A 24,313-nucleotide genomic window follows, 5' to 3' on the forward strand; every position below is an offset into this window, starting at 1 on the left:
TCCAGGGATAATAGCCAAGCAAACAACATAGGACGGAGCCAGTTTGTTTATGTGCACTTACTCAAATGAAGCGCACTTGCCTATTTATCTGCGGTCAAGCCTAGAGCAGCCATCGACCACATTGAAAAGCTTCAAAGCCCTCCCCATGTTGGTCGCAAATAGTCATTCTAAGGTAAGTCAATGAGCGATCAGGAACATACTCCCGAAATCATCAGTGGCGACGGTTCAAAGACCGGCCTTGCACTGCCTGGACAAAATCTTCCCGACAAGCTTTACATCATCCCCATCCATAACCGGCCTTTTTTCCCAGCGCAGGTATTGCCTGTTATTGTGAATGAAGAGCCTTGGGCCGAAACGTTGGAGCTGGTGGCCAAAACCGATCATCACTGTCTGGCATTGTTCTATATGGACAATCCTCCCGAGGATGGAAACAGCTTCGACCCTGATAACCTGCCAGAGCACGGCACACTGGTTCGTATCCATCATGCCAGTCGGGAAAACGGCAAGCTGCAATTTGTAGCGCAGGGTCTTTCCCGCGTCAGGATCAGCGGCTGGCTGAGACGCAAGCATCCTTATCTTGTTGAAGTCGAGCATGCCAAGACCCCGACTGACCCAAGCGATGAGGTCAAGGCATATGGCATGGCATTGATTAATGCCATCAAGGAGCTACTTCCACTCAATCCACTCTACAGCGAAGAGCTGAAGAACTATCTCAACCGCTTCAGCCCCAACGACCCCTCGCCTTTAACAGATTTCGCTGCCGCCCTGACAACCGCACCTGGTCAAGAATTGCAGCAGGTTTTGGATACCGTCCCGATCCTTAAGCGCATGGAAAAGGTTTTGCCATTGCTGCGTAAAGAGGTTGAGGTCGGACGCTTGCAGAAAGAACTGTCTGCTGAGGTCAACCGAAAAATCAATGAGCGGCAACGAGAGTTCTTCCTTCGAGAACAGCTCAAACTGATTCAGCAGGAGCTGGGTATAACGAAAGATGACCGCAGCAGCGACCTCGAAAGCTTCAGGCAGCGCCTGGAAGGCAAAGTCCTGCCGGAACCGGTACGTAAACGCATCGACGACGAACTTAATAAGCTATCTATCCTTGAAACCGGCTCGCCTGAATATGGTGTCACACGTAACTATCTGGATTGGGCCACCGATTTACCCTGGGGTATACAGGGCAAGGACAACCTTGATCTAAAACGTGCGCGTAAGGTATTGGACCGTCACCACGCCGGCCTTGATGACATCAAAAGCCGCATTCTTGAGTTTCTGGCTGTTGGCGCGTTCAAAGGGGAAGTATCTGGCTCCATCGTACTTTTGGTAGGCCCTCCAGGCGTAGGTAAAACCAGTATCGGCAAATCGATTGCCGAATCACTGGGCCGCCCCTTCTATCGCTTCAGCGTAGGCGGTATGCGAGACGAAGCAGAGATCAAGGGGCATCGTCGTACCTATATCGGAGCCATGCCGGGCAAGCTTGTTCAAGCTTTACGTGATGTGAAAGTAATGAACCCAGTCATTATGCTGGATGAAATAGACAAGATGGGAGCCAGCTATCAAGGTGACCCTGCGTCTGCCTTGCTGGAAACGCTGGACCCTGAACAGAATGTAGATTTCCTGGATCACTATCTGGATCTGCGACTAGACCTATCTAATGTATTGTTCGTATGCACCGCAAACACCATGGACTCCATTCCTGGGCCTCTTCTGGACCGTATGGAAGTCATTCGCCTCTCAGGTTATATCTCGGAAGAAAAGCAAGCGATTGCTAAACGCCACTTGTGGCCTAAGCAATTGGAAAAAGCCGGTGTGTCTAAAGAGCGCCTGACCATCAGCGACAGCGCGTTGAAAAGTATCGTTGAAGGCTATGCTCGAGAGGCTGGCGTACGCCAACTTGAAAAACAGTTGGGTAAGCTGGTACGTAAGGCTGTTCTAAGGCTCATTGAAGAACCTGAGCTCCGGATCAAGGTAGGTGCGAGTGACATCGAAAGTTATCTAGGGAAGCCTGTTTTCCGTAAGGAACAGGTTCTAAACGGCGTAGGCATTATCACCGGCTTGGCCTGGACCAGCATGGGAGGCGCTACCTTACCTGTAGAAGCTACGCGCATTCATACCTTAAACCGTGGATTCAAACTGACCGGTCAATTGGGCGAGGTCATGAAAGAGTCTGCTGAAATTGCGTACAGCTACGTTACCTCCCACCTGAAGGAGTTCAAGGGAGATCCTACGTTCTTCGACCAAGCCTTTGTACACCTGCATGTTCCAGAAGGTGCTACTCCTAAAGACGGACCAAGTGCCGGTATTACCATGGCCAGCGCCTTGTTATCTTTGGCACGAAATCAGGCACCCAAGAAAAATGTAGCCATGACAGGCGAGCTGACTTTAACCGGCCAGGTTTTGCCCATTGGTGGCGTCAGGGAAAAAGTTATCGCAGCACGTCGGCAGAAAATATTTGAGCTTATTTTGCCAGACGCTAACAAAGGAGACTTCGAAGAGCTTCCTGAGTACTTGAAGGAGGAGCTGACTGTCCACTTTGCAAAGCGTTTTGCAGATGTAGCCAAAATCCTTTTTTAATCCATTAGCAAGGGCAGTTTGTGTACGAGCTTGCCCTTGCCTATCTTAACTTCGTTATCCTTGCAGCCGGTTGAAGAGTTTGGTTGGAGATACGAATGTTAAAATCAGCTACGCTTTGCGCTTTATTGACAACGCTGCTAATGACCGGCTGTGCAAGCAGCCCCGAGCATACCGTCGCAATCAACGAGCGCACGCGCTGTAAACCTCTTTTACTAACACAAGGTCAAGAGCTACACCTCTCACTTCCCAGTGCCCCTACAACAGGCTATAGATGGAAGCTCGAAAACACGATTCCTTCCGTGCTGAAAAGCCTAGGGCCTGAGGTATTTTCATCCTCTGACGAGAGCGAAGATGGAATAGGCTCGGCAGGAATATCTTCCTGGCGCTTCCAAGCGATTCAATCAGGAGCGACTGAGCTTAAGCTGCAATATCAGCAGCCCTGGGACGCAGATAGCACTCCCGAAAAGGCCTTTACTTGTCGTATCGAAGTAAAATAGCTACTCACCGCTCAGCTACACCATTTACATTTTCTAGTGGTACCTCTTAATGAGTGAGCAGGACCGTTTATTTGCCAAGCCACAGGCTACTGTTGCCGACTTCGCGTTTAACGAAGATGTCGTTCGGGTCTTCCCCGACATGATCAAGCGTTCAGTACCAGGCTATCCCACTATCGTCGAAAATATAGGCGTTATTGCTGCACAATTCGCTCAGCCTAACACGATTCTCTATGATCTAGGCTGCTCTCTAGGCGCGGTGTCCCAGTCGCTGAGACGGCACGTTCAGAGTGAATCAACAAAGGTTGTTGCGGTTGATAATTCAGCGGCCATGATTGAGCGTTGCCGTGAATACATGTCTGCGCAAAGCTCAATGTATGAGCAACTGCTACCTATTGATATTGTTGAAACGGATATCCTTTCGCTGGATTTTCAGCCTGCATCAGTGGTGGCTTTGAATTTCACTTTGCAGTTTATCGCTCCTGAAAAACGCCTAGGCCTGTTGCGTAAAATTCACAGTACCCTTCACCCAAAGGGCGCTTTGCTTCTATCGGAAAAGATCAGATTTGAATCTCGAGAAGAGCAAGTACTGCTTAACGACCTTCACATCGCATTCAAGCGAGCTAACGGCTACAGCGAGATGGAAATCGCTCAAAAGCGTAGCGCTTTGGAGAATGTCATGATGATTGACTCCATTGAAGTACATCGTGCGCGCTTGAAAGAGGCTGGCTTTAGTTCAGTTATACCTTGGTTTCAATGCTTCAACTTCGCTTCGTTTGTAGCTCTTCCATGATCAACACACTAAATATTGAAGGCCTTGCCAATCGCTTGGGTGAAGGCCCCTTAGAAAAGTGGTTAGCCAGTCTGCCACCTGCGATTGCAGCAAAGCTTGAAAAAGGTCATGGCGACCTTGCGAGATGGCAAACAGCTCTCAAGACCCTACCTGACTTAAAGCCCGATTCGATTGTTTTAAAGGATAGGTTTTGTCTAGAAAAGCCTTTAGACGTTGAGGCTCAACAAACCTTAAAAAACGCGCTACTTCAATTATCACCCTGGCGCAAAGGCCCTTTCGATATCTTCGGTATTCACATCGACACAGAATGGCGTTCCGACTGGAAATGGGAGCGCGTGTCCAAACACTTGGATCTGAACAATAAGGTTGTCTTGGATGTAGGTTGCGGGAACGGCTATTACGCATGGCGCATGGTAGGTGCCGGCGCTCATACAGTAATCGGGATTGATCCTAACTGGCTCTTTTTATGTCAGTTTATGGCCATGAAAAAGTATTTGCCCGATATTCCAGTTTGGAGTCTTCCTCTAACGCTTGAAGAGCTTCCCCCCTCTCTCAACGGGTTCGATACCGTCTTCTCGATGGGCGTGCTTTACCATAGACGCTCGCCCATTGATCATCTTCTAGCACTTAAAGAATGTCTGCGCTCATCAGGTGAATTAGTACTCGAGACATTAGTTGTAGAAGGAAACGAGCAGACTGTACTGGTACCAGAAGATCGTTATGCTCAAATGAGGAATGTCTGGTTTCTGCCCTCGCCTGCAGCATTAGAACTATGGCTGCGTCGGGCGGGATTCAAAAATATAAGACTGGCGGATATCAGCAGAACCTCTATTCAGGAGCAGCGCTCTACTGAATGGATGAAATTTCAATCTTTGCCTGACTTTCTTGACACTACTGATATGAGCCGCACTATAGAAGGTCTTCCGGCCCCACTGCGTGCCACATTCATAGCCGAAAAGCCATAGAAAGCCTTTGCATAGCAGCTGTCTATACGGCTGCTATATCGCCTTACAAGATTAGCCAGCAGGCCACGCAGGAAAGAGCAGCCTATCTCTTTTATTTCTGCCACAAAAGCAAAACCCCCGGGCGGTTAGGCCTGGGGGTTTTGGGTATAGGTGCTTGACGATGACCTACTCTCACATGGGGAAACCCCACACTACCATCGGCGATGCATCGTTTCACTTCTGAGTTCGGAAAGGGATCAGGTGGTTCCAACGCTCTATGGTCGTCAAGCAATTCGGGTGGGGAACCGGTGTCTAGTCGTTTCCCCGAATGGGTATGTGATCGGTATTTGCGGTTCAACCAAGCTTTCGGCTGGTCTTTACCAAACAACAGATTGTTTGGGTGTTATATGGTCAAGCCTCACGGGCAATTAGTATCGGTTAGCTCAACGCCTCACAGCGCTTACACACCCGACCTATCAACGTTGTAGTCTTCAACGGCCCTTTAGGAAGCTCAAGGCTCCAGTGAGATCTCATCTTGAGGCAAGTTTCCCGCTTAGATGCTTTCAGCGGTTATCTTTTCCGAACATAGCTACCCGGCAATGCCACTGGCGTGACAACCGGAACACCAGAGGTTCGTCCACTCCGGTCCTCTCGTACTAGGAGCAGCCCCTCTCAAATCTCAAACGTCCACGGCAGATAGGGACCGAACTGTCTCACGACGTTCTAAACCCAGCTCGCGTACCACTTTAAATGGCGAACAGCCATACCCTTGGGACCGGCTTCAGCCCCAGGATGTGATGAGCCGACATCGAGGTGCCAAACACCGCCGTCGATATGAACTCTTGGGCGGTATCAGCCTGTTATCCCCGGAGTACCTTTTATCCGTTGAGCGATGGCCCTTCCATACAGAACCACCGGATCACTAAGACCTACTTTCGTACCTGCTCGACGTGTCTGTCTCGCAGTCAAGCGCGCTTTTGCCTTTATACTCTGCGACCGATTTCCGACCGGTCTGAGCGCACCTTCGTACTCCTCCGTTACTCTTTAGGAGGAGACCGCCCCAGTCAAACTGCCCACCATACACTGTCCTCGATCCGGATAACGGACCAGAGTTAGAACCTCAAGCATGCCAGGGTGGTATTTCAAGGATGGCTCCACGAGAACTGGCGTCCTCGCTTCAAAGCCTCCCACCTATCCTACACAAGCAGGCTCAAAGTCCAGTGCAAAGCTACAGTAAAGGTTCACGGGGTCTTTCCGTCTAGCCGCGGATACACTGCATCTTCACAGCGATTTCAATTTCACTGAGTCTCGGGTGGAGACAGCGCCGCCATCGTTACGCCATTCGTGCAGGTCGGAACTTACCCGACAAGGAATTTCGCTACCTTAGGACCGTTATAGTTACGGCCGCCGTTTACCGGGGCTTCGATCAAGAGCTTCGCTTGCGCTAACCCCATCAATTAACCTTCCGGCACCGGGCAGGCGTCACACCCTATACGTCCACTTTCGTGTTTGCAGAGTGCTGTGTTTTTAATAAACAGTCGCAGCGGCCTGGTATCTTCGACCGGCATGGGCTTACGGAGCAAGTCCTTCACCCTCACCGGCGCACCTTCTCCCGAAGTTACGGTGCCATTTTGCCTAGTTCCTTCACCCGAGTTCTCTCAAGCGCCTTGGTATTCTCTACCCGACCACCTGTGTCGGTTTGGGGTACGATTTCTAATTACCTGAAGCTTAGAGGCTTTTCCTGGAAGCATGGCATCAACCACTTCCTCTTCATAAGAAGAGTCGTCATCAGCTCTCGGCCTTAACTGTCCGGATTTACCTAAACAGTCAGCCTACCGCCTTAAACTTGGACAACCAACGCCAAGCTGGCCTAGCCTTCTCCGTCCCCCCATCGCAGTAATTAGAAGTACAGGAATATTAACCTGTTTCCCATCGACTACGCCTTTCAGCCTCGCCTTAGGGGTCGACTCACCCTGCGTCGATTAACGTTGCGCAGGAACCCTTGGTCTTTCGGCGTGCGAGTTTTTCACTCGCATTGTCGTTACTCATGTCAGCATTCGCACTTCTGATACCTCCAGCAAGCTTCTCAACTCACCTTCACAGGCTTACAGAACGCTCCTCTACCGCTCATCTTGCGATGAACCCGTAGCTTCGGTGTGTAGTTTGAGCCCCGTTACATCTTCCGCGCAGGCCGACTCGACTAGTGAGCTATTACGCTTTCTTTAAAGGGTGGCTGCTTCTAAGCCAACCTCCTAGCTGTCTAAGCCTTCCCACATCGTTTACCACTTAACTACAACTTTGGGACCTTAGCTGACGGTCTGGGTTGTTTCCCTTTTCACGACGGACGTTAGCACCCGCCGTGTGTCTCCCATGCTTGCACTTCTGGGTATTCGGAGTTTGCATCGGTTTGGTAAGTCGGGATGACCCCCTAGCCGAAACAGTGCTCTACCCCCCAGAGTGATACATGAGGCGCTACCTAAATAGCTTTCGAGGAGAACCAGCTATCTCCGAGCTTGATTAGCCTTTCACTCCGATCCACAAGTCATCCCCTGCCTTTTCAACGGAAGTGGGTTCGGTCCTCCAGTCAGTGTTACCTAACCTTCAACCTGCTCATGGATAGATCGCCCGGTTTCGGGTCTATACCCAGCGACTAAAACGCCCTATTAAGACTCGCTTTCGCTACGCCTTCCCTATACGGTTAAGCTTGCCACTGAATATAAGTCGCTGACCCATTATACAAAAGGTACGCAGTCACCCAACAAAGTGGGCTCCCACTGCTTGTACGCATACGGTTTCAGGTTCTATTTCACTCCCCTCTCCGGGGTTCTTTTCGCCTTTCCCTCACGGTACTGGTTCACTATCGGTCAGTCAGTAGTATTTAGCCTTGGAGGATGGTCCCCCCATATTCAGACAACGTTTCACGTGCGCCGTCCTACTCGATTTCACTCAAAAGATCCTTTCACCTACGGGGCTATCACCCACTATGGCCGCACTTTCCAGAGCGTTCGGTTAAAATCAATTGAGCTTAAGGGCTAGTCCCCGTTCGCTCGCCACTACTTAGGGAATCTCGGTTGATTTCTTTTCCTCAGGGTACTTAGATGTTTCAGTTCCCCTGGTTCGCCTCTCACACCTATGGATTCAGTGTGAGATACCTGACTTATGTCAGGTGGGTTCCCCCATTCAGAGATCTCCGGATCACAGTCTATTTGCCGACTCCCCGAAGCTTATCGCAGGCTATCACGTCTTTCATCGCCTCTGACTGCCAAGGCATCCACCGTATGCGCTTATTCACTTGACCATATAACCCCAAAGAATCTGAAGTTATGTTTGGTTTGGAACACGACATTCGCCGAAAACTTGCGCTTGAACTCGCAAATTTACCTTGACCACATAGTCTGCAGTGAAACAGCCTATGTGTTCGTACTTCTATCACATACCCAAATTTTTAAAGAACAGTCTGAAAACAAAGTTCAGAAGTCAATGCTCCGACCCAACCCTTAGGGGGGGGGGGGTAAGCACTCAGTTCTGAGCTTTAACGCGGTGTTAGATGGTGGAGCCAAGGAGGATCGAACTCCTGACCTCCTGCGTGCAAAGCAGGCGCTCTCCCAGCTGAGCTATGGCCCCATCGATTGGTGGGTCTGGGCAGATTCGAACTGCCGACCTCACCCTTATCAGGGGTGCGCTCTAACCAACTGAGCTACAGACCCAATCGTCTAACGCTTGAGTCTTGACTCATCTCGCGTCTTTATTTCAGTGAATCAAGCAATTCGTGTGGGAGCTTATGCCAAAGCTGGGATCTATCGATTAAGGAGGTGATCCAGCCGCAGGTTCCCCTACGGCTACCTTGTTACGACTTCACCCCAGTCATGAATCACACCGTGGTAACCGTCCTCCCGAAGGTTAGACTAGCTACTTCTGGTGCAACCCACTCCCATGGTGTGACGGGCGGTGTGTACAAGGCCCGGGAACGTATTCACCGTGACGTTCTGATTCACGATTACTAGCGATTCCGACTTCACGCAGTCGAGTTGCAGACTGCGATCCGGACTACGATCGGTTTTATGGGATTAGCTCCACCTCGCGGTTTGGCAACCCTTTGTACCGACCATTGTAGCACGTGTGTAGCCCAGGCCGTAAGGGCCATGATGACTTGACGTCATCCCCACCTTCCTCCGGTTTGTCACCGGCAGTCTCCTTAGAGTGCCCACCATGATGTGCTGGTAACTAAGGACAAGGGTTGCGCTCGTTACGGGACTTAACCCAACATCTCACGACACGAGCTGACGACAGCCATGCAGCACCTGTGTCAGAGTTCCCGAAGGCACCAATCCATCTCTGGAAAGTTCTCTGCATGTCAAGGCCTGGTAAGGTTCTTCGCGTTGCTTCGAATTAAACCACATGCTCCACCGCTTGTGCGGGCCCCCGTCAATTCATTTGAGTTTTAACCTTGCGGCCGTACTCCCCAGGCGGTCAACTTATTGCGTTAGCTGCGCCACTAAAGTCTCAAGGACCCCAACGGCTAGTTGACATCGTTTACGGCGTGGACTACCAGGGTATCTAATCCTGTTTGCTCCCCACGCTTTCGCACCTCAGTGTCAGTATCAGTCCAGGTGGTCGCCTTCGCCACTGGTGTTCCTTCCTATATCTACGCATTTCACCGCTACACAGGAAATTCCACCACCCTCTACCGTACTCTAGCCAGGCAGTTTTGGATGCAGTTCCCAGGTTGAGCCCGGGGATTTCACATTCAACTTACCAAGCCACCTACGCGCGCTTTACGCCCAGTAATTCCGATTAACGCTTGCACCCTCTGTATTACCGCGGCTGCTGGCACAGAGTTAGCCGGTGCTTATTCTGCTGGTAACGTCAAAGCTGCAACGTATTAGGTTACAACCCTTCCTCCCAGCTTAAAGTGCTTTACGACCCGAGGGCCTTCTTCACACACGCGGCATGGCTGGATCAGGCTTTCGCCCATTGTCCAATATTCCCCACTGCTGCCTCCCGTAGGAGTCTGGACCGTGTCTCAGTTCCAGTGTGACTGATCATCCTCTCAGACCAGTTACGGATCGTCGCCTTGGTGAGCCGTTACCCCACCAACTAGCTAATCCGACCTAGGCTCATCTGATAGCGTGAGGTCCGAAGATCCCCCACTTTCTCCCGTAGGACGTATGCGGTATTAGCGTTCCTTTCGAAACGTTGTCCCCCACTACCAGGCAGATTCCTAGGCATTACTCACCCGTCCGCCGCTGAATCAGAGAGCAAGCTCTCCTCATCCGCTCGACTTGCATGTGTTAGGCCTGCCGCCAGCGTTCAATCTGAGCCATGATCAAACTCTTCAGTTCAAACATATCCGGGTTTTGAGAAAACCCTAAACTTGGCTCAGCAATCGCAAATAAACTCTCGAATTCACGAGTGTTACTTGTCTTGCTGATAATCTTGTCGATCCATCAGTCTTACAGCACAAGCACCCACACGAATTGCTTGATTCAACTTGTTAAAGAGCGGTTGGTTAAGACCTTGTCTCAACCGAGGCGCGCATTCTACGCTAACCTCTTGTCCTGTCAAGCTTTTTGTTCAACCGGTCTAACCAGCCGAACCGCTTGCCGGACCTGCCGGATCAGAAAACCTGTTCTGGCAGCGGGAGGCGTATTCTACACAAGCCCAGGGGCTTGTCAACTACCGCTTCCCTCTTTCCACTTCTGCCAGACCGGAGGCCTGACCTTGACTAAACAGCTAAGCCATTGATCTACAAGGCTTTTACTGTTCCGTTGCAGCGGAAGTGGGGCGCATTATAGGCCCCTCCGCTCACAGGTCAAGCTTTATTTTTGAGCCAAGCCGAATACATTAACGCTTTCATTTCTATTACTGCTTGCTTAAAGCCAACGAATACAGCATGGGCCACAATGGCGTGACCTATATTCAACTCATTAATACCTGGGATTGACGCTATTGGCTCTACATTATGGTAATGAAGGCCATGACCTGCATTCACTATTAACCCGTTAGATAAACCCGCCTCAACACCGTCTTTAATACGCTCAAGTTCAAGGGTTTGAATTTTTTCGCTCGCTGCATCCGCATACTTTCCTGTATGAAGTTCAACGGCAGGAGCGCCAGCTCTCGCGGCGGCCTCTATTTGCTGCTGATCGGGATCGATAAAAAGTGATACCTGACAACCTGCCGACGCAAGCCTAGCAATAGCTTCCCTTATCCTATGTTCTTGTCCTAGAACATCCAAGCCACCCTCCGTTGTCAATTCTTCCCTTTTTTCAGGTACAAGACAGACATGCTCCGGCCTGACATCGCAGGCCAAATCCAGCATCGCCGGAGTTATTGCAATCTCAAGATTCATGCGCGTCTGAAGGGCTGCCTTGAAGAGGCGAACGTCTCGCTCCTGAATATGCCTACGGTCTTCACGTAAATGCAGTGTAATTCCATCTGCACCGGCCTCCTCTGCATCAAGCGCTGCCTTAAGAGGATCGGGATAACGTGTACCGCGCGCCTGGCGCAAAGTTGCCACATGATCAATGTTGACGCCTAATAAAAGTCGGCTAGCAAACATCGCATTCAACTCTCACTTAAGAAACAATTCACGGCTAATAAGTGGCTTGCCATTAAGCAGCGGAGCATAAGCCTGGCGCATGAGTCGTTTAGCTGATTTAAGGACACCCGCGTCATTCCAGTCAGCACCAGACAAAGCCAGCAGCTCACTTCCTTGGAATGCACCAGGCTGATACACAGGTATACATTCAAGGCCTTCATCTGGAACAAAACGATAGATATTTTTGGGATCTATAGCGTTGCCGCGACTATCTACTTCTAATGAAAAGCCATAACCCAGCTCATCGAGAAACGTCCACTCGAAGTTCCTTAGCGGAGGTTCCACGTCTGCATGATTACTTAATGCACGTAAAGTATTTGCATACTGATGGAAGATCGCCGGGTGCGGCTCTTCTGGCAAAAGAAGACGTACGATGAGCTCATTGAGATAAAGGCCACTAAACAGAGCATCTCCGCTCAGAAGAAAGGGAGGAGCCAAAGGCTCCATGCGGTGAACTGTTTTTAATTCAGTACGTCCCCGGAACTGCCCTTCAAATAGCTGAAACAGCCGAACAACACTGCCAGACTTTCCACGAGCGCCTCGATAGACTGCTCGAAACCTCCCACGCAGTGAAAAAAAGTCTACGAGCGTGCTACTTTCCCTAAAGGGCCGCGCATGAAGAACGAAGACTTTCTCAGGTTCCTGCATCAAAGATCTGCGTATCCCAAAGAGCGGAGTGCGCGCTCATCGTCTGACCAGCCGCTTTTTACCTTCACCCAAAGGTTCAACATGACCTTCGAATCGAAGAGGGTCTCCATATCTTTCCGAGCATCCTGACCAATCCGCTTGATTCGCTCACCTGCATTTCCGATGAGTATCTTTTTCTGTCCATCACGCTCTACCAGAATCAGCGCATGGATGTGCAACACATTCCCTTGCTGTTTGAACTCCTCAATTTCAACCGTGACCTGATAGGGAAGTTCAGCACCCAGCTGACGCATAATTTTTTCACGTACGAGCTCTGCAGCCAGAAAACGGCTACTACGATCAGTAAGCTGATCCTCAGGAAAGAAGTGGTCCCCTTCAGGCAGCCGATCCGCTACAAGCTTCTCGAGGGAATCCAGATTCACACCATTTTGCGCAGAGATAGGGATAACCTCTGCTTCAGGCAACTGCTCGGATAGCCACTTCAACTGAGGTAGAAGCTCTGCTTTATCTTCCATGCGGTCCGTTTTGTTAACCGCCACAATCACCGGACATTTGACATGGCGGACTCGTTCTAGAGCGAACGCATCCTCTTCAGTCCAGCGCATGCGATCCACCACAAAGATAACTACATCTACATCTTTGAGGGCTGCGGATGCGGTCTTATTCATATAGCGATTGAGAGCTTTTTGATTCTCTTTGTGGATACCAGGCGTATCGACATAAACAGCCTGAACATCCCCTTCTGTCTTAATACCCAACAACGTATGACGTGTCGTTTGGGGCTTTCGAGAGGTGATAGCAAGCTTCTGCCCTAAGATATGATTCAGCAGAGTAGATTTGCCCACGTTAGGACGCCCAACGATAGCTACGTATCCACAACGGGATACCGGGTCAGTCATGGCCATTCTCTACTCCTAAAGCAATCAACGCGGCTGTTGCAGCTATTTGTTCTGCGATGCGGCGACTGGGCCCTTGGCCACTGGTTTTTTCGCTTAGCATCGATATGTCGCACTCGACGAAAAAGACGCGACAATGTGGCTCGCCTTCGATCGCGACCACTTCATACTTTGGCAACTCACAGCCCCGCGCCTGCAGATGCTCCTGAAGGCGTGTTTTGGGATCCTTGTTCGTATCGACTGGCGTAAGCTCACGAAGTTGCGGCCCTAGCCAAGCCATGATCCGATCTTTGGCGGCTTCCATCCCAGCATCCAGATAGATAGCGCCAATCAGAGCCTCCATCGCATCTGCCAGAATAGACTCGCGGCGAAAGCCGCCACTTTTCAACTCGCCCGAGCCTAGCCGGAGATAGTCTCCAATCTCAAAACTACGGGCCAGGACAGCCAAGGTCTCTCCTTTTACCAATCTTGCGCGCAGGCGAGAAAGCTGGCCTTCACGGGCCTGAGGGAAATGTTGATAGAGCGCTTCGCCAATCACAAAGTTAAGAATAGCGTCTCCTAGAAACTCAAGACGCTCATTATTCTTACTGGCAAAACTGCGATGAGTGAGAGCCAGGACCATTTGGCCCTGGTCTTTGAAGGTGTAACCGAGCCGGCGCTCGAGACGATCTAAGGGTGGGTTCACGGGATACTTATACGGAAGTCGCGTTCAAAATGAACCACTAAATCAATATTACGGATTAGAGGTTCACGCTTTTCATAATTCAGATGGATAAGGAATCTATTGTCCTCAGTCTTCACCTGCATGGCTTTATCAAGGTCAATATCATTAATGCTATTAACCTGCATGCCCTTGCTTACATACGAATACACATCGGGCACGCTATGAATATTTATCGCTTTCTCACTTTCTATAGAGGTGATGACTTTGGTCATCGCCTGATAATCCAGATAATGAGGAATAAGCTTAAAGGCTGTGCTTGCCAAGAAAGCAATAATGCACAGCATTAGCAGCCAGCCTATGAAGGAAAGTCCCTTTTGCCTGTGCGACATAGACATGACGCATTTCCTATTTAATGAATGATCCCTACACGGGAAAAGTTAGGTAAATTTTTGACCTTTGGGTCAGGCCAGCTCATCCAGACAGCGAAGGCTTTGCCAACAATATTTTTATCGGGAACCATGCCAAGCAATTCGTGTGGAATACCAGGGTCGCTCCAGTAACGACTGTCATTGGAGTTATCCCGGTTGTCCCCCATCATGAAATAATGACCAGCCGGTATAACCCACTGACTATCCGCCGGCAGGTTATAACGAGTCATCTCCTCACGAATGACATGCTCTACTTCGCCTAATTTCTCTTTGTATAGCTTTGCACTACCCAAAGAGCCAGGCTCCTCTCCGATCAGTTGCTTTGAGACCAATTGACCGTTCACAAAAAGCTGCTTCTCTGGAGTATAGCGAATGGTGTCGCCAGGCAAGCCTACAACACGCTTGATGTAATTAACGGAGGGGTCGCTGGGGTAGCGAAATACCATGACATCACCACGCTGCGGGTCTCCAACCGGGATGATCTTAGTATCGATAACCGGCAAACGGATTCCATAGGCGAACTTGTTTACCAAGATGAAATCGCCTACTTCCAATGTGGGCTTCATTGAGCCCGAAGGAATCTGGAAAGGCTCCACCAGAAACGACCGCAGAACCAAAACGATGGCGAGCACAGGAAAGAATGACTTCCCATACTCAACCAAGAGTGGCTCCTTCCTCAAATTATCCAAAGCAACTGGATCGGGCTCGGTAACCTGCCCTTCGTATGTCGCAATTCTTGTACGCCGGCGTGGCGCCAGAAAGACCAAATCAAACAGTGCCAAACCGCCACACACTGCGACAGCGATAACCAAAAGCAAAGGAAAATTGAATGACATATTCTCAGCTATCCACTTTGAGTACAGCCAGGAAGGCTTCTTGTGGAATTTCCACACTACCAACCTGCTTCATCCGCTTCTTACCCGCTTTCTGCTTCTCTAGCAGCTTACGCTTACGGGATACGTCTCCACCGTAACACTTGGCCAATACGTTCTTACGTAATGCCTTTACGGTTGTCCGCGCTACGATCTGCCCACCAATAGCTGCCTGGATCGCCACATCAAACATCTGACGTGGAATCAGCTCCTTCATTTTCTCTGTCAGAGCGCGACCTTTGTGGTGAGCCTTGTCTCGGTGAACGATCAATGCCAGCGCATCGACTTTCTCACCATTAATAAGGACATCAAGCTTGACCAGATTAGAAGCCTCGAAGCGATCAAAACTGTAATCCAGCGAAGCATACCCACGACTAACGGACTTGAGTCGATCGAAAAAGTCCAGAACAACTTCATTCATAGGCAGATCATAACTAACCTGAACCTGGCTGCTAAGGAACTGCATGTCCCGCTGCACACCACGCTTCTCAATACACAGGGTTATGACGTTGCCCAAGTGCTCTTGAGGCACAAGAATATTGGCCCGCACGATCGGTTCGCGCATTTCCGCAATCGACGCAAGATCAGGCAGCTTTGAGGGGTTGTCTACGTATACGATTTCGCCATTCTTATGCACGACTTCAAACACTACAGTCGGTGCAGTCGTGATCAGATCCAGATCGTATTCGCGCTCCAAACGCTCCTGGATAATCTCCATATGGAGCATACCGAGGAAACCGCAGCGAAAGCCAAAGCCCAGTGCCTCTGAGCTTTCAGGCTCGTACTGCAAAGACGCATCGTTCAAGGTCAGCTTCTGCAGCGCTTCGCGGAAGTCTTCAAAATCATCCGAGCTGACCGGAAAGAGGCCTGCATAGACCTGAGGCTTGACCTTTTGGAAGCCCGGCAGCATGGCTACGTCTGGCGTGCTGGAAAGCGTCAGCGTATCACCTACTGGCGCCCCCAGGATCTCCTTGATACCAGCGATAATGAAACCTACCTCACCGGCCTTGAGATCCTGCATTTCGGTATGCTTAGGCGTAAAGACGCCAACACTATCCACCTGATGTACTTTGCCGGTGGACTTCACCAGAATCTTGTCGCCTTTTTTCACACGTCCATGCTTGACGCGTACCAAGGACACAACACCTAGATAATTGTCGAACCAGGAATCAATGATCAATGCTTGTAGAGGCGCCTCGATATTGCCTTCAGGAGCAGGGATTACCTTGACCAGTCGCTCCAGGACATCGACAACACCCATGCCACTCTTGGCTGAGCAGGGAACCGCGTCAGTGGCATCGATACCAATGATGTGCTCGATCTCTGCCTTAACGCGTTCTGGCTCGGACTGGGGCAGGTCCATCTTGTTGAGCACAGGCATGACTTCAAGACCTTGCTCAATCGCTGTATAGCAGTTGGCTACGGACTGAGCCTCAACGCCCTGAGCAGCATCAACAACGAGCAAAGCGCCCTCACAGGCAGCCAGAGAGCGGCTTACTTCATAGGTGAAGTCGACATGCCCAGGGGTATCGATAAAGTTGAGCTGGTATGTTTTACCATCCTGCGCCTTGTAGTGCAGCGTCACGCTGTGAGCTTTAATGGTAATTCCGCGCTCGCGCTCGAGGTCCATGGAGTCCAGCACCTGGGCTTCCATTTCGCGGTCGGACAGGCCGCCACACATTTGAATAAAGCGGTCGGCTAGCGTCGACTTGCCATGGTCAATGTGGGCAATGATGGAAAAGTTACGGATATGACTTAGGTCACTCACGGATCAACACTCGAAAGGCCAGCAGCGGAATGCCCGCTGGAAAAAATAGCCTGGGAGTTTACCCGATACTATGGAAACCCGTCACGCACGGACTTACATAAGGTAAAAAGGCGAGGTGTTTCCACCTCGCCTCATAGGCCTTACTTGGGCAGCCTGAAGGTAATAAAGCTGGCTCGGCCATCACGCATGACGCGCATGGAAATGGACTTGTCGGCAGGAAGCTTCTTCATTGTGTCCTGGAATTGGCGCGCCGAGGAAACCGGCTGATTATTCAAATGAGTAATCACATCGCCCGGACGCAAGCCAATCATGGCAGCCGGTCCGTCCGTTACCTGCTTGATTACCACGCCACTTTGCAACTGAAGGCTTTTCTTCTGCTCATCAGTCAGATCCGCAACAGCAATCCCCATTCGATTACTGCTACGCTCAGCGCCGGGCTGACCTGAGGCTGCAATGGAATCATCATCGGGCATATCACCGACCTTAACGGATACGGTCTTGCGTGCGCCTTCACGCACAATATTCATTTCCGCGGTGGCATCAGGCTTCAGGTTACCGATCAGATGAGGCAGATCTGCTGACTCAACAATCTGTTGCCCATTAACCGACAGGATGACATCTCCCACTTTCAAGCCACTCTTGGCTGCAGGTCCGTTTTCCAAAACCTGTGCGATCAAAGCGCCGGCTGGCTTCTCTAAGCCAAAGGACTCTGCCAGGTCTTTGTCTACTTCTTGAATGACAACTCCCAACCAACCGCGTGTCACCTTACCCTCGGTACGCAACTGATTGGCCACATTCATAGCGACATCGATTGGGATAGCAAAGGAAAGCCCCATAAAGCCGCCCGAACGCGTAAATATCTGAGAGTTGATACCTACCACTTCCCCACTCAGATTGAACAGCGGGCCACCAGAATTGCCAGGATTGATCGCAACATCCGTCTGGATGAATGGAACATAGTTCTCGTTTGGCAAGCTACGCCCCTTGGCGCTTACGATACCGGCTGTCACGGAGTGGTCGAACCCGAAGGGTGAACCAATAGCCAGCACCCACTCACCGACCTTGAGCTTGTCAGAATTACCTAACTTAACGGTCGGAAGATTCTTGGCGTCAATCTTGAGGAGCGCCACATCTGTACGCGGATCAGCACCAATTAGTTTGGCAGTATGATCGCTTCGGTCAGAAAGGCGCACGATGATTTCGTCCGCATCGGCTACCACATGGTTGTTGGTCAGGACATAACCATCAGCCGAGATAATAAAACCGGACCCCAACGACTGGGCTTCTCGCCGACGACTGTCCGGCCCTTGCGGCATTTGAGGAATGCTTCGCTCGAAGAATTCACGAATACCTGGCGGCAGCCCTTCGAGATCAGGCATGGACATGGCACCGCCACGGCTAGCCGGCAGGTTTTGGCGAGTACTGATATTAACAACGGCAGGGCTTGCCGACTCTACCAGCGGAGTAAAGTCTGGAAGATCCGCATGGGCCAATAGCGATACGCCTAGCGCCCATGTTGCCATCAAGGCTGCCAGGTAATGTTTAAACATTCGCATGAAATACAGCTCCCGTTCTTTCAGGGGACAGACAGTGCTAACAGTTAGCTTTTACCAAGCGATGGTGCAGTACCCACCGCATCACTACTTCAGGCAGCAGACGAACCGCCTTAAAAGAGTCACCTGACGAAATACCATAGAAAAGCTGAATGTTTCCTGATACTCCCTATGAGTATCAAGAAACATGTACTTATTAGCGGCACAGACTTAGTCGGGCCGTACGGATAACGCTATGCGCTCGGCCGTACCGGCAGGAACTTCGCCTACGACAGTAATCAACACATCCTTGTCAGATGGATTGATGCGCTTGGATACGACACTGGTAGGACCAAACTGGTTTCGACTATCGGTCATCGCTGTATGACTATCAGAGTCAACAAATACAGAAAAACTACTCAGACCATCGCTGTATAGAAGGTACTGTACAGGTCGTTCGTCCCCACCTGCCTGCCAGCTCTTCAATGATCGCACCTGCTCGAAGCCGGAGGGAAGCCAGGAAGCCGCCCATGTAGCCTGGTCTGCATGGCTCGCCTCTTCCGCTTCCGCGCCAGGAGCACAGTCACCTTTAGGATCAAGCTCAGCTGCACTTGGCGCAAGCGACGAGTAAGTAATGAACTGTAGTCTTTCCAGTGCATTACCCTTTTGATCGAATGTGGTCGACTTGAGGACCTGTCCAGTCGACTTGCTTAGTTGCATTTCATAAGCGTATCGATAGGAATCTCTGGGAATAAACGCTATGACATCCGTGGGATTGTCTGCAACGCGCGACTCTCCGAGATGCTTGAGGGTATACCCTTTATCGATTTGATCAGGCCTCAATTTGGGAGCAAGGCTTTTTGCCACATCAACCTGATCATCTGCTGAAGTACTGCAGATAATGCGATTATTATTACGCACTACTTCATAAGGAGTGCCATCAAGCCGGTAGAGACGCTCTTTAACATCCCCATTGGCATCGACTTTTCTGGCGATATGATGTGAAGTTAGATTCCCATTGCTCTCGTAGATAAAAGAACCTTGGGAATTAACCTTGTCACTGGTTGATAGCTTGTTCAACCAATCCGTTGACTCGGCGGCTTGTACTGATTGAGCCATCAGTAACAAACCGCCTATTCCATATATAACTGGAGCAAACCGCATGCTCTTCCTTATCAGGGATTAACGAGTTTCTGCGTTAGCACCACGTGCATAAGGAAGCGCTGAACCTTCAACACTGTTGAAAGTAGCCTGCTGTGCATGCTGACGAATGTAACCAGGCAGCTGTGGGTTGGCCATTGCAGCCGGGTTAGCCGCCTTGGACTCAGCATTCTGAGCACTTTCTTCGCTGTAATTAGCCAATACAGCAGGACTCTGTACCTGCGGTACGCTGATAAGTGCTGGAGACTGTTGGGCCATCTGCTCAGATACGCCTTCCTGGTTATACAGGCGCACACCTGCCAATACAGCCACTGTTACAGAGGCCGCGACTGCCACTCGGCTGATCGCACTCCAGCGGCTTGCCTTGGGCTTAGCCACTGCAGCAGGTGTAGTCACCACAGGCGCCTCTTCGTTAGCCAGCGCAGCTGACACTGCAGATGCGATATCAAGCTTTGGCATGATAGGTTCGTTGCGAATGACTGCACGAGCCATTGCATAACGGGACCAAGTAGCACGGAGTTCAGGGTCCTCGCTTGTCGCCGCGAGTACACGTCTGACTTCCAGTTCGTCCGCTTCGTTATCCATAACAGCGGACAGTGATTCCAGCAGAGCTTCACGATTCATATCAACCTCTCTCATAGCTGTCGCCGCTGTCTCATGCTTCCCGCAACAAAGGCTGCAGGGCTTTATCGATGGCTTCCCGCGCACGGAATATGCGCGAGCGTACTGTACCTACTGGACACTGCATCACATTTGCAATGTCCTCGTAACTAAGACCTTCAAATTCACGCAAAGTTAGCGCGGTCCTTAAATCTTCTGGCAATTGCTGAATAGTGCGATGAACGGTACTTTCAATTTCGTCCCGCAACAACGACCGCTCAGGCGACTCGATATCCTTTAAAGCATGGTCGCCTTCATAGAACTCAGCATCTTCTGCGCTTACGTCGCTGTCCGGTGGACGACGACCACGAGCAACCAGATGATTTTTTGCTGTGTTTATCGCAATGCGGTATAGCCAGGTATAGAACGCACTATCACCACGAAAATTCCCTAGCGCGCGATAGGCTTTGATAAAAGCTTCTTGCGCTACGTCTTGCGCTTCCTGGGTGTCGTGCACGAAGCGCACGATCAACCCTAAAATCTTGTGCTGGTATTTCAGCACCAGGAGATCAAATGCACGCTTATCGCCTCGCTGCACGCGCTCGACAAGCTGCTGATCCTGTTCCTGGGTTTGCATGGGAACTCCTTGTTGATTCCGAAGGAGACCCGCTTCACCCTTCTCATCCTGTTGTTTGGATAGACCAGGGTGCTGCGTAAAAGTTCTCCCCACGGCAGATATCGGGCGAACCTTGTCTTCGATTCGCTGATCGGTAAGCCGGTCTTCCGCCGACATCCGCTGATAGCTATTAGCAGTCATTCCACTATTCATTCTCTCGGCCACTTTTTACTGTCCGTGTGGAAAATTATCCTCACATGGACGGCTCCGGGCCCTATAAAGTTCCTTCCTCCATAGAATGACATCGCCATTACGCTAGTTAATCGTATAGCTAAACCAACAAAAAGAGACGATATATGGGCCAACACATCGATCATGATGTTCTGATCATCGGCAGCGGCGCTGCTGGCCTCACTCTGGCACTAACCTTACCCTCGCACCTTCGGATCGCAGTTCTCAGCAAAGGCAACCTTTCCAATGGTTCAACCTACTGGGCACAGGGTGGCGTAGCCGCTGTGCTGGATGAGGACGACACCATAGACTCCCACGTCAAGGATACATTGATAGCGGGTGCTGGATTATGCAACGAACAGGCTGTTCGTTTCACGGTGGAAAGAAGCCGTGAGGCCATGGAATGGCTAATCGACTTAGGCGTTCCTTTTACTCGAAGCGAAGGAGACGCGCAGAAAAGGTTTCCTCTTCATCTTACCCGTGAAGGTGGCCACAGCCATAGACGGATCATCCACGCTGCCGACGCAACTGGCGCTGCAATATTCGATACTCTACTGGCTGCCGCTAAGGAACGGCCTAATATTCATCTGCTTTCACAACAGGTTGCGGTCGATCTGATTACAGGCATCAAGATCGGACTAAAAAACAACCGCTGCCTAGGTGCATACGTACTTGACCGAAACACCGGTGAAGTTGATACATACGGTGCACGCTTTACAGTCTTAGCGACCGGTGGAGCAAGCAAGGTGTACCTGTACAGCAGCAACCAAGAAAGCGCCTGCGGTGACGGCATTGCCATGGCATGGCGAGTCGGCTGCCGTATAGGCAATATGGAATTCAATCAATTCCACCCTACCTGCCTTTATCATCCGCAGGCCCGCAACTTTTTGATTACGGAAGCATTGCGAGGCGAAGGGGCTCTTTTGAAGCTGCCAAACGGTGAGCGGTTCATGCCGCGCTTTGACGAGAGAGCCGAACTGGCGCCACGCGATATCGTAGCCCGGGCGATCGACCATGAGATGAAGCGACTTGGCATTCCTTATGTCCATCTCGATATTAGCCATAAGCCGGCCGACTTCATTACTGCACACTTTCCTACGGTCTATGAGCGATGCCTGAGCCTGGGCTTCGATATTCGCCACGAGCCAATCCCTGTCGTACCAGCTGCTCACTATACCTGCGGCGGGGTATGCGTAGATGAAAACGGAAGTACTGACCTGCCGGGGCTCTATGCCGTCGGAGAAACCAGCTTTACGGGATTGCATGGTGCCAATCGAATGGCCAGCAACTCACTACTCGAATGCTTCGTTTATGCGCGCTCAGCGGCCAGGCATATCGAGAGTCAACTCGACAAGACAGAGCACCCTCCCCACCTTCCCAACTGGGATGCCAGCCAGGTAACCGATTCGGATGAGGATGTCATTATTACGCACAACTGGGAGGAGCTGCGCCGCTTCATGTGGAACTATGTAGGCATCGTCCGAACCGACAAACGATTGCAACGCGCCTACAACCGCATACAGCTTTTAATGAAAGAAATAGATGACTTCTACAGCAATTACAAAGTAAGCCGTGATCTGATTGAGCTTAGAAATCTTGCCCAAGTAGCAGAGTTGATTGTCCGCTCCGCCATGGCGCGCAAGGAAAGCCGTGGCCTGCACTACACACTGGATTATCCCAGGCCGTGCAATCAGGTACAGGATACTATTCTGGTGCCGCCCAACGTCGCTGCGCAAACCTGAGCCTGACCCGCAGACGCCGGTGAGCATCCGGCGTCATGGCATCGGGCGGGATACAAACTGCCCGGGTCCACTTTTCATCTACACGCCGATATCGCAACACGATAATAAGCGGCAGCGCCATGCTATCCCTGCATAGCTGAACAGGGTGCCACCCCTGCCCTGGAGACCAGAGTTGCCATCCGCTCTCATCATGTTTCAGGCGGCGCGGCTCATTTGGCCGATGCAATAATATGGCGCCCGGAATTACCCAGGCAGCATGGGCGACACACATGAGAGCGCCCATGATGGCCGCCCATGTCGGAATGTTGGCCATAAATAACGAGACGAAGGCCAACAGCAAGGTCGCACAATAGACACAAAATAATTGTCGAGAGTGCTGCCAGTGGCATTCAAACGGCTCAATCCGGTTGGACACGATCCAGAATCATCCGAACGATATACTTTAGGTCTGGATCTTCAGGCTCTCCCCGCTGCATAAACCAGACGAACATGTCCTGATCTTCACAGTCGAGGAGTTTTTTGTAGCGGTCTTGATCCTGCAGGCTCAGTGAAGGGTAAACTTCCTGAACGAAAGGTACCAGCAACACGTCCAGTTCAAGCATGCCGCGACGGCTGTGCCAGAAAAGTCGCTTGAGTTCAGTTTCGTCTGTCATGGTGGCTCCTCAAAGTTGGGCGCATTATAGGCGAGTTCATCAGATTGCTCAGCTCTACCTGCAGCAAAGCATCTTGTTGTTATCGCAACTGACAAGAACACGCCTGCGTTCTATGATGAGCGTTCATTCTCTTGCCGTTGATGCTCTATGGCTGACTCCTTATATTTTTGCGCACTGTCTCATGAAGGCATCCTGGCGATTCGCGGAGCGGACGCGGGAAAATTCCTGCAAGGCCAAGTGACTTGCAACATCAATTATCTCAATGCAGAAACATCCAGCCTGGGTGCTCGCTGTACGCCTAAGGGAAGAATGGTTTCGAGCTTTCGCATCGTGCAAATCCAGGAAGGATACCTGCTGGCGATGGCGAAGGAATTAGTAGAGCCGCAGTTGACGGACCTAAAGAAATACGCAGTGTTTTCCAAGTCGACGCTGGCAGACGAAAGTGCTGAATGGGTGCGATTCGGCGCCAGTGTTGAGACGGCGCAGAAAGCACTGCCGTCATTGACTCTTCCCGAACAGGTTAATGGTGTTGCTCATTTTGACGGCATGTTAGCGATACGTCTGAGTGGACAGCGTATCGAAATCTGGACTCCTAGCGCGCTTGCTGAGTCCTTCCATCAGCAATTAAGCAGCATAGCGCCTGAGGTCGTCCTAGAGCACTGGCTGCTGGGCCAGATACGCGAGGGAATCGGACAGGTGTTCGGCCCCACCCGCGAGCTGTTCATTCCTCAAATGATCAACCTGCAGGCTGTGGATGGCGTCAGCTTCAAGAAAGGCTGCTATACCGGTCAGGAAATCGTCGCACGCATGCAATACCTTGGGCGACTGAAGCGCCGACTCTATCGCCTAAAGGTAGACGCTGATGCACCAGCGCCTGGCACCGAGCTGTTTTCTCCGGTGCATAATAGCAGCGTGGGAGAAGTGGTATTGGCTGCGCGGGATGACGGTAGAACAGAGTTTCTGGCTGTTTTACAAATCGATGCGAAAGAGGATGGCCGCATTCATCTCGCGTCTAACGAGGGCCCCGTGTGCGAGCTCTTGGATCTGCCTTATGTAATCGATACGGATCGCGAAATTCAACGCTGACGTATCAGACGAATGC

General features: G+C 51.0%; 19 protein-coding genes, 2 tRNA genes and 3 rRNA genes. 6 read left to right on the forward strand and 18 right to left on the reverse strand.

Annotated features, from left to right (window positions below; all coding sequences use genetic code 11):
* Window positions 1-180: 180 nt before the first annotated feature.
* The 4 genes from lon to cmoB all read left to right on the forward strand — a co-directional run bounded on the left by lon (window position 181) and on the right by cmoB (window position 4,820).
* Window positions 181-2,568, forward strand: a complete 2,388-nt coding sequence (gene lon / locus EAW52_RS15155) for an endopeptidase La (protein ID WP_122043104.1) — start codon at window positions 181-183, stop codon at window positions 2,566-2,568.
* 95 nt (window positions 2,569-2,663) lie between these two features.
* Complete coding sequence (locus EAW52_RS15160) at window positions 2,664-3,065, forward strand: protease inhibitor I42 family protein (protein WP_122043105.1); 402 nt, start codon at window positions 2,664-2,666, stop codon at window positions 3,063-3,065.
* Between the two features lie 49 nt (window positions 3,066-3,114).
* Window positions 3,115-3,855, forward strand: coding sequence for a carboxy-S-adenosyl-L-methionine synthase CmoA (gene cmoA / locus EAW52_RS15165; RefSeq protein WP_122043106.1), 741 nt, complete (start codon window positions 3,115-3,117; stop codon window positions 3,853-3,855).
* Window positions 3,852-4,820, forward strand: coding sequence for a tRNA 5-methoxyuridine(34)/uridine 5-oxyacetic acid(34) synthase CmoB (gene cmoB, locus EAW52_RS15170; protein WP_122043107.1), 969 nt, complete (start codon window positions 3,852-3,854; stop codon window positions 4,818-4,820). The genes cmoA and cmoB overlap by 4 nt, the downstream gene beginning before the upstream one ends.
* 152 nt (window positions 4,821-4,972) lie before the next feature.
* Here cmoB and rrf read toward each other — a convergent pair.
* The 16 genes from rrf to rpoE all read right to left on the reverse strand — a co-directional run bounded on the left by rrf (window position 4,973) and on the right by rpoE (window position 20,606).
* Window positions 4,973-5,088, reverse strand: a 5S ribosomal RNA gene (gene rrf / locus EAW52_RS15175).
* 118 nt (window positions 5,089-5,206) lie between these two features.
* Window positions 5,207-8,097 (reverse strand): 23S ribosomal RNA (locus EAW52_RS15180).
* A 250-nt stretch (window positions 8,098-8,347) separates the two neighbouring features.
* A tRNA-Ala gene (locus EAW52_RS15185) sits at window positions 8,348-8,423 on the reverse strand.
* A gap of 6 nt (window positions 8,424-8,429) precedes the next feature.
* A tRNA-Ile gene (locus tag EAW52_RS15190) sits at window positions 8,430-8,506 on the reverse strand.
* A 98-nt stretch (window positions 8,507-8,604) separates the two neighbouring features.
* A 16S ribosomal RNA gene (locus EAW52_RS15195) occupies window positions 8,605-10,141 on the reverse strand.
* Together the 16S, 23S and 5S rRNA genes with 2 tRNA genes alongside form the textbook arrangement of a ribosomal RNA operon.
* Window positions 10,142-10,611: 470 nt before the next feature.
* Window positions 10,612-11,361 carry a pyridoxine 5'-phosphate synthase gene (gene pdxJ, locus EAW52_RS15200; protein ID WP_122043108.1) on the reverse strand — a complete coding sequence of 250 codons (750 nt, stop codon included), beginning with the start codon at window positions 11,359-11,361 and terminating at the stop codon, window positions 10,612-10,614.
* A gap of 12 nt (window positions 11,362-11,373) precedes the next feature.
* Window positions 11,374-12,048 (reverse strand): DNA repair protein RecO, encoded by a 675-nt coding sequence (gene recO, locus EAW52_RS15205; protein ID WP_122043109.1) that lies wholly within the window; start codon window positions 12,046-12,048, stop codon window positions 11,374-11,376.
* On the reverse strand, window positions 12,048-12,947 hold the full coding sequence (gene era / locus EAW52_RS15210) for a GTPase Era (RefSeq protein ID WP_122044819.1): 900 nt from the start codon (window positions 12,945-12,947) through the stop codon (window positions 12,048-12,050). Before era ends, recO begins: the two co-directional genes overlap by 1 nt.
* Window positions 12,940-13,629 carry a ribonuclease III gene (gene rnc / locus EAW52_RS15215; protein ID WP_122043110.1) on the reverse strand — a complete coding sequence of 230 codons (690 nt, stop codon included), beginning with the start codon at window positions 13,627-13,629 and terminating at the stop codon, window positions 12,940-12,942. Before rnc ends, era begins: the two co-directional genes overlap by 8 nt.
* The gene (locus tag EAW52_RS15220; protein WP_122043111.1) at window positions 13,626-14,003 is read right to left on the reverse strand and encodes a DUF4845 domain-containing protein; all 378 of its coding nucleotides are present in this window, start codon (window positions 14,001-14,003) and stop codon (window positions 13,626-13,628) included. The genes rnc and EAW52_RS15220 overlap by 4 nt, the downstream gene beginning before the upstream one ends.
* A gap of 14 nt (window positions 14,004-14,017) precedes the next feature.
* On the reverse strand, window positions 14,018-14,872 hold the full coding sequence (gene lepB / locus EAW52_RS15225) for a signal peptidase I (protein ID WP_010797638.1): 855 nt from the start codon (window positions 14,870-14,872) through the stop codon (window positions 14,018-14,020).
* A gap of 4 nt (window positions 14,873-14,876) precedes the next feature.
* Window positions 14,877-16,676, reverse strand: coding sequence for a translation elongation factor 4 (gene lepA, locus EAW52_RS15230; RefSeq protein ID WP_010797637.1), 1,800 nt, complete (start codon window positions 16,674-16,676; stop codon window positions 14,877-14,879).
* Between the two features lie 140 nt (window positions 16,677-16,816).
* On the reverse strand, window positions 16,817-18,232 hold the full coding sequence (locus EAW52_RS15235) for a DegQ family serine endoprotease (RefSeq protein WP_019366536.1): 1,416 nt from the start codon (window positions 18,230-18,232) through the stop codon (window positions 16,817-16,819).
* Window positions 18,233-18,439: 207 nt separating this feature from the next.
* Window positions 18,440-19,372 carry a MucB/RseB C-terminal domain-containing protein gene (locus EAW52_RS15240; protein WP_122043112.1) on the reverse strand — a complete coding sequence of 311 codons (933 nt, stop codon included), beginning with the start codon at window positions 19,370-19,372 and terminating at the stop codon, window positions 18,440-18,442.
* A gap of 18 nt (window positions 19,373-19,390) precedes the next feature.
* The gene (locus EAW52_RS15245; RefSeq protein WP_122043113.1) at window positions 19,391-19,993 is read right to left on the reverse strand and encodes a sigma-E factor negative regulatory protein; all 603 of its coding nucleotides are present in this window, start codon (window positions 19,991-19,993) and stop codon (window positions 19,391-19,393) included.
* 31 nt (window positions 19,994-20,024) lie between these two features.
* On the reverse strand, window positions 20,025-20,606 hold the full coding sequence (rpoE, locus tag EAW52_RS15250) for an RNA polymerase sigma factor RpoE (RefSeq protein ID WP_010797633.1): 582 nt from the start codon (window positions 20,604-20,606) through the stop codon (window positions 20,025-20,027).
* Between the two features lie 335 nt (window positions 20,607-20,941).
* On the opposite strand from rpoE, the gene nadB reads away from it, so the two are divergent.
* A complete protein-coding gene (nadB, locus tag EAW52_RS15255) occupies window positions 20,942-22,558 on the forward strand; it encodes an L-aspartate oxidase (RefSeq protein WP_122043114.1) in 1,617 nt (538 codons plus the stop codon).
* On the opposite strand, the gene EAW52_RS26430 is transcribed toward nadB, so the two are convergent.
* Both EAW52_RS26430 and EAW52_RS15265 read right to left on the reverse strand, forming a co-directional pair.
* Window positions 22,521-22,973 carry a protein YgfX gene (locus tag EAW52_RS26430; RefSeq protein WP_122043115.1) on the reverse strand — a complete coding sequence of 151 codons (453 nt, stop codon included), beginning with the start codon at window positions 22,971-22,973 and terminating at the stop codon, window positions 22,521-22,523. The genes nadB and EAW52_RS26430 overlap by 38 nt on opposite strands.
* Complete coding sequence (locus EAW52_RS15265) at window positions 22,957-23,211, reverse strand: succinate dehydrogenase assembly factor 2 (RefSeq protein ID WP_019366542.1); 255 nt, start codon at window positions 23,209-23,211, stop codon at window positions 22,957-22,959. The genes EAW52_RS26430 and EAW52_RS15265 overlap by 17 nt, the downstream gene beginning before the upstream one ends.
* 147 nt (window positions 23,212-23,358) lie before the next feature.
* Between EAW52_RS15265 and EAW52_RS15270 the strand changes: the two genes are divergently transcribed.
* Window positions 23,359-24,297 carry a folate-binding protein YgfZ gene (locus EAW52_RS15270; RefSeq protein WP_122043116.1) on the forward strand — a complete coding sequence of 313 codons (939 nt, stop codon included), beginning with the start codon at window positions 23,359-23,361 and terminating at the stop codon, window positions 24,295-24,297.
* Window positions 24,298-24,313 lie beyond the last annotated feature (16 nt).

It is taken from the genome of Pseudomonas sp. LTJR-52 (genome assembly GCF_003691465.1).
Taxonomy (GTDB): Bacteria; Pseudomonadota; Gammaproteobacteria; order Pseudomonadales; family Pseudomonadaceae; genus Chryseomonas; species Chryseomonas luteola.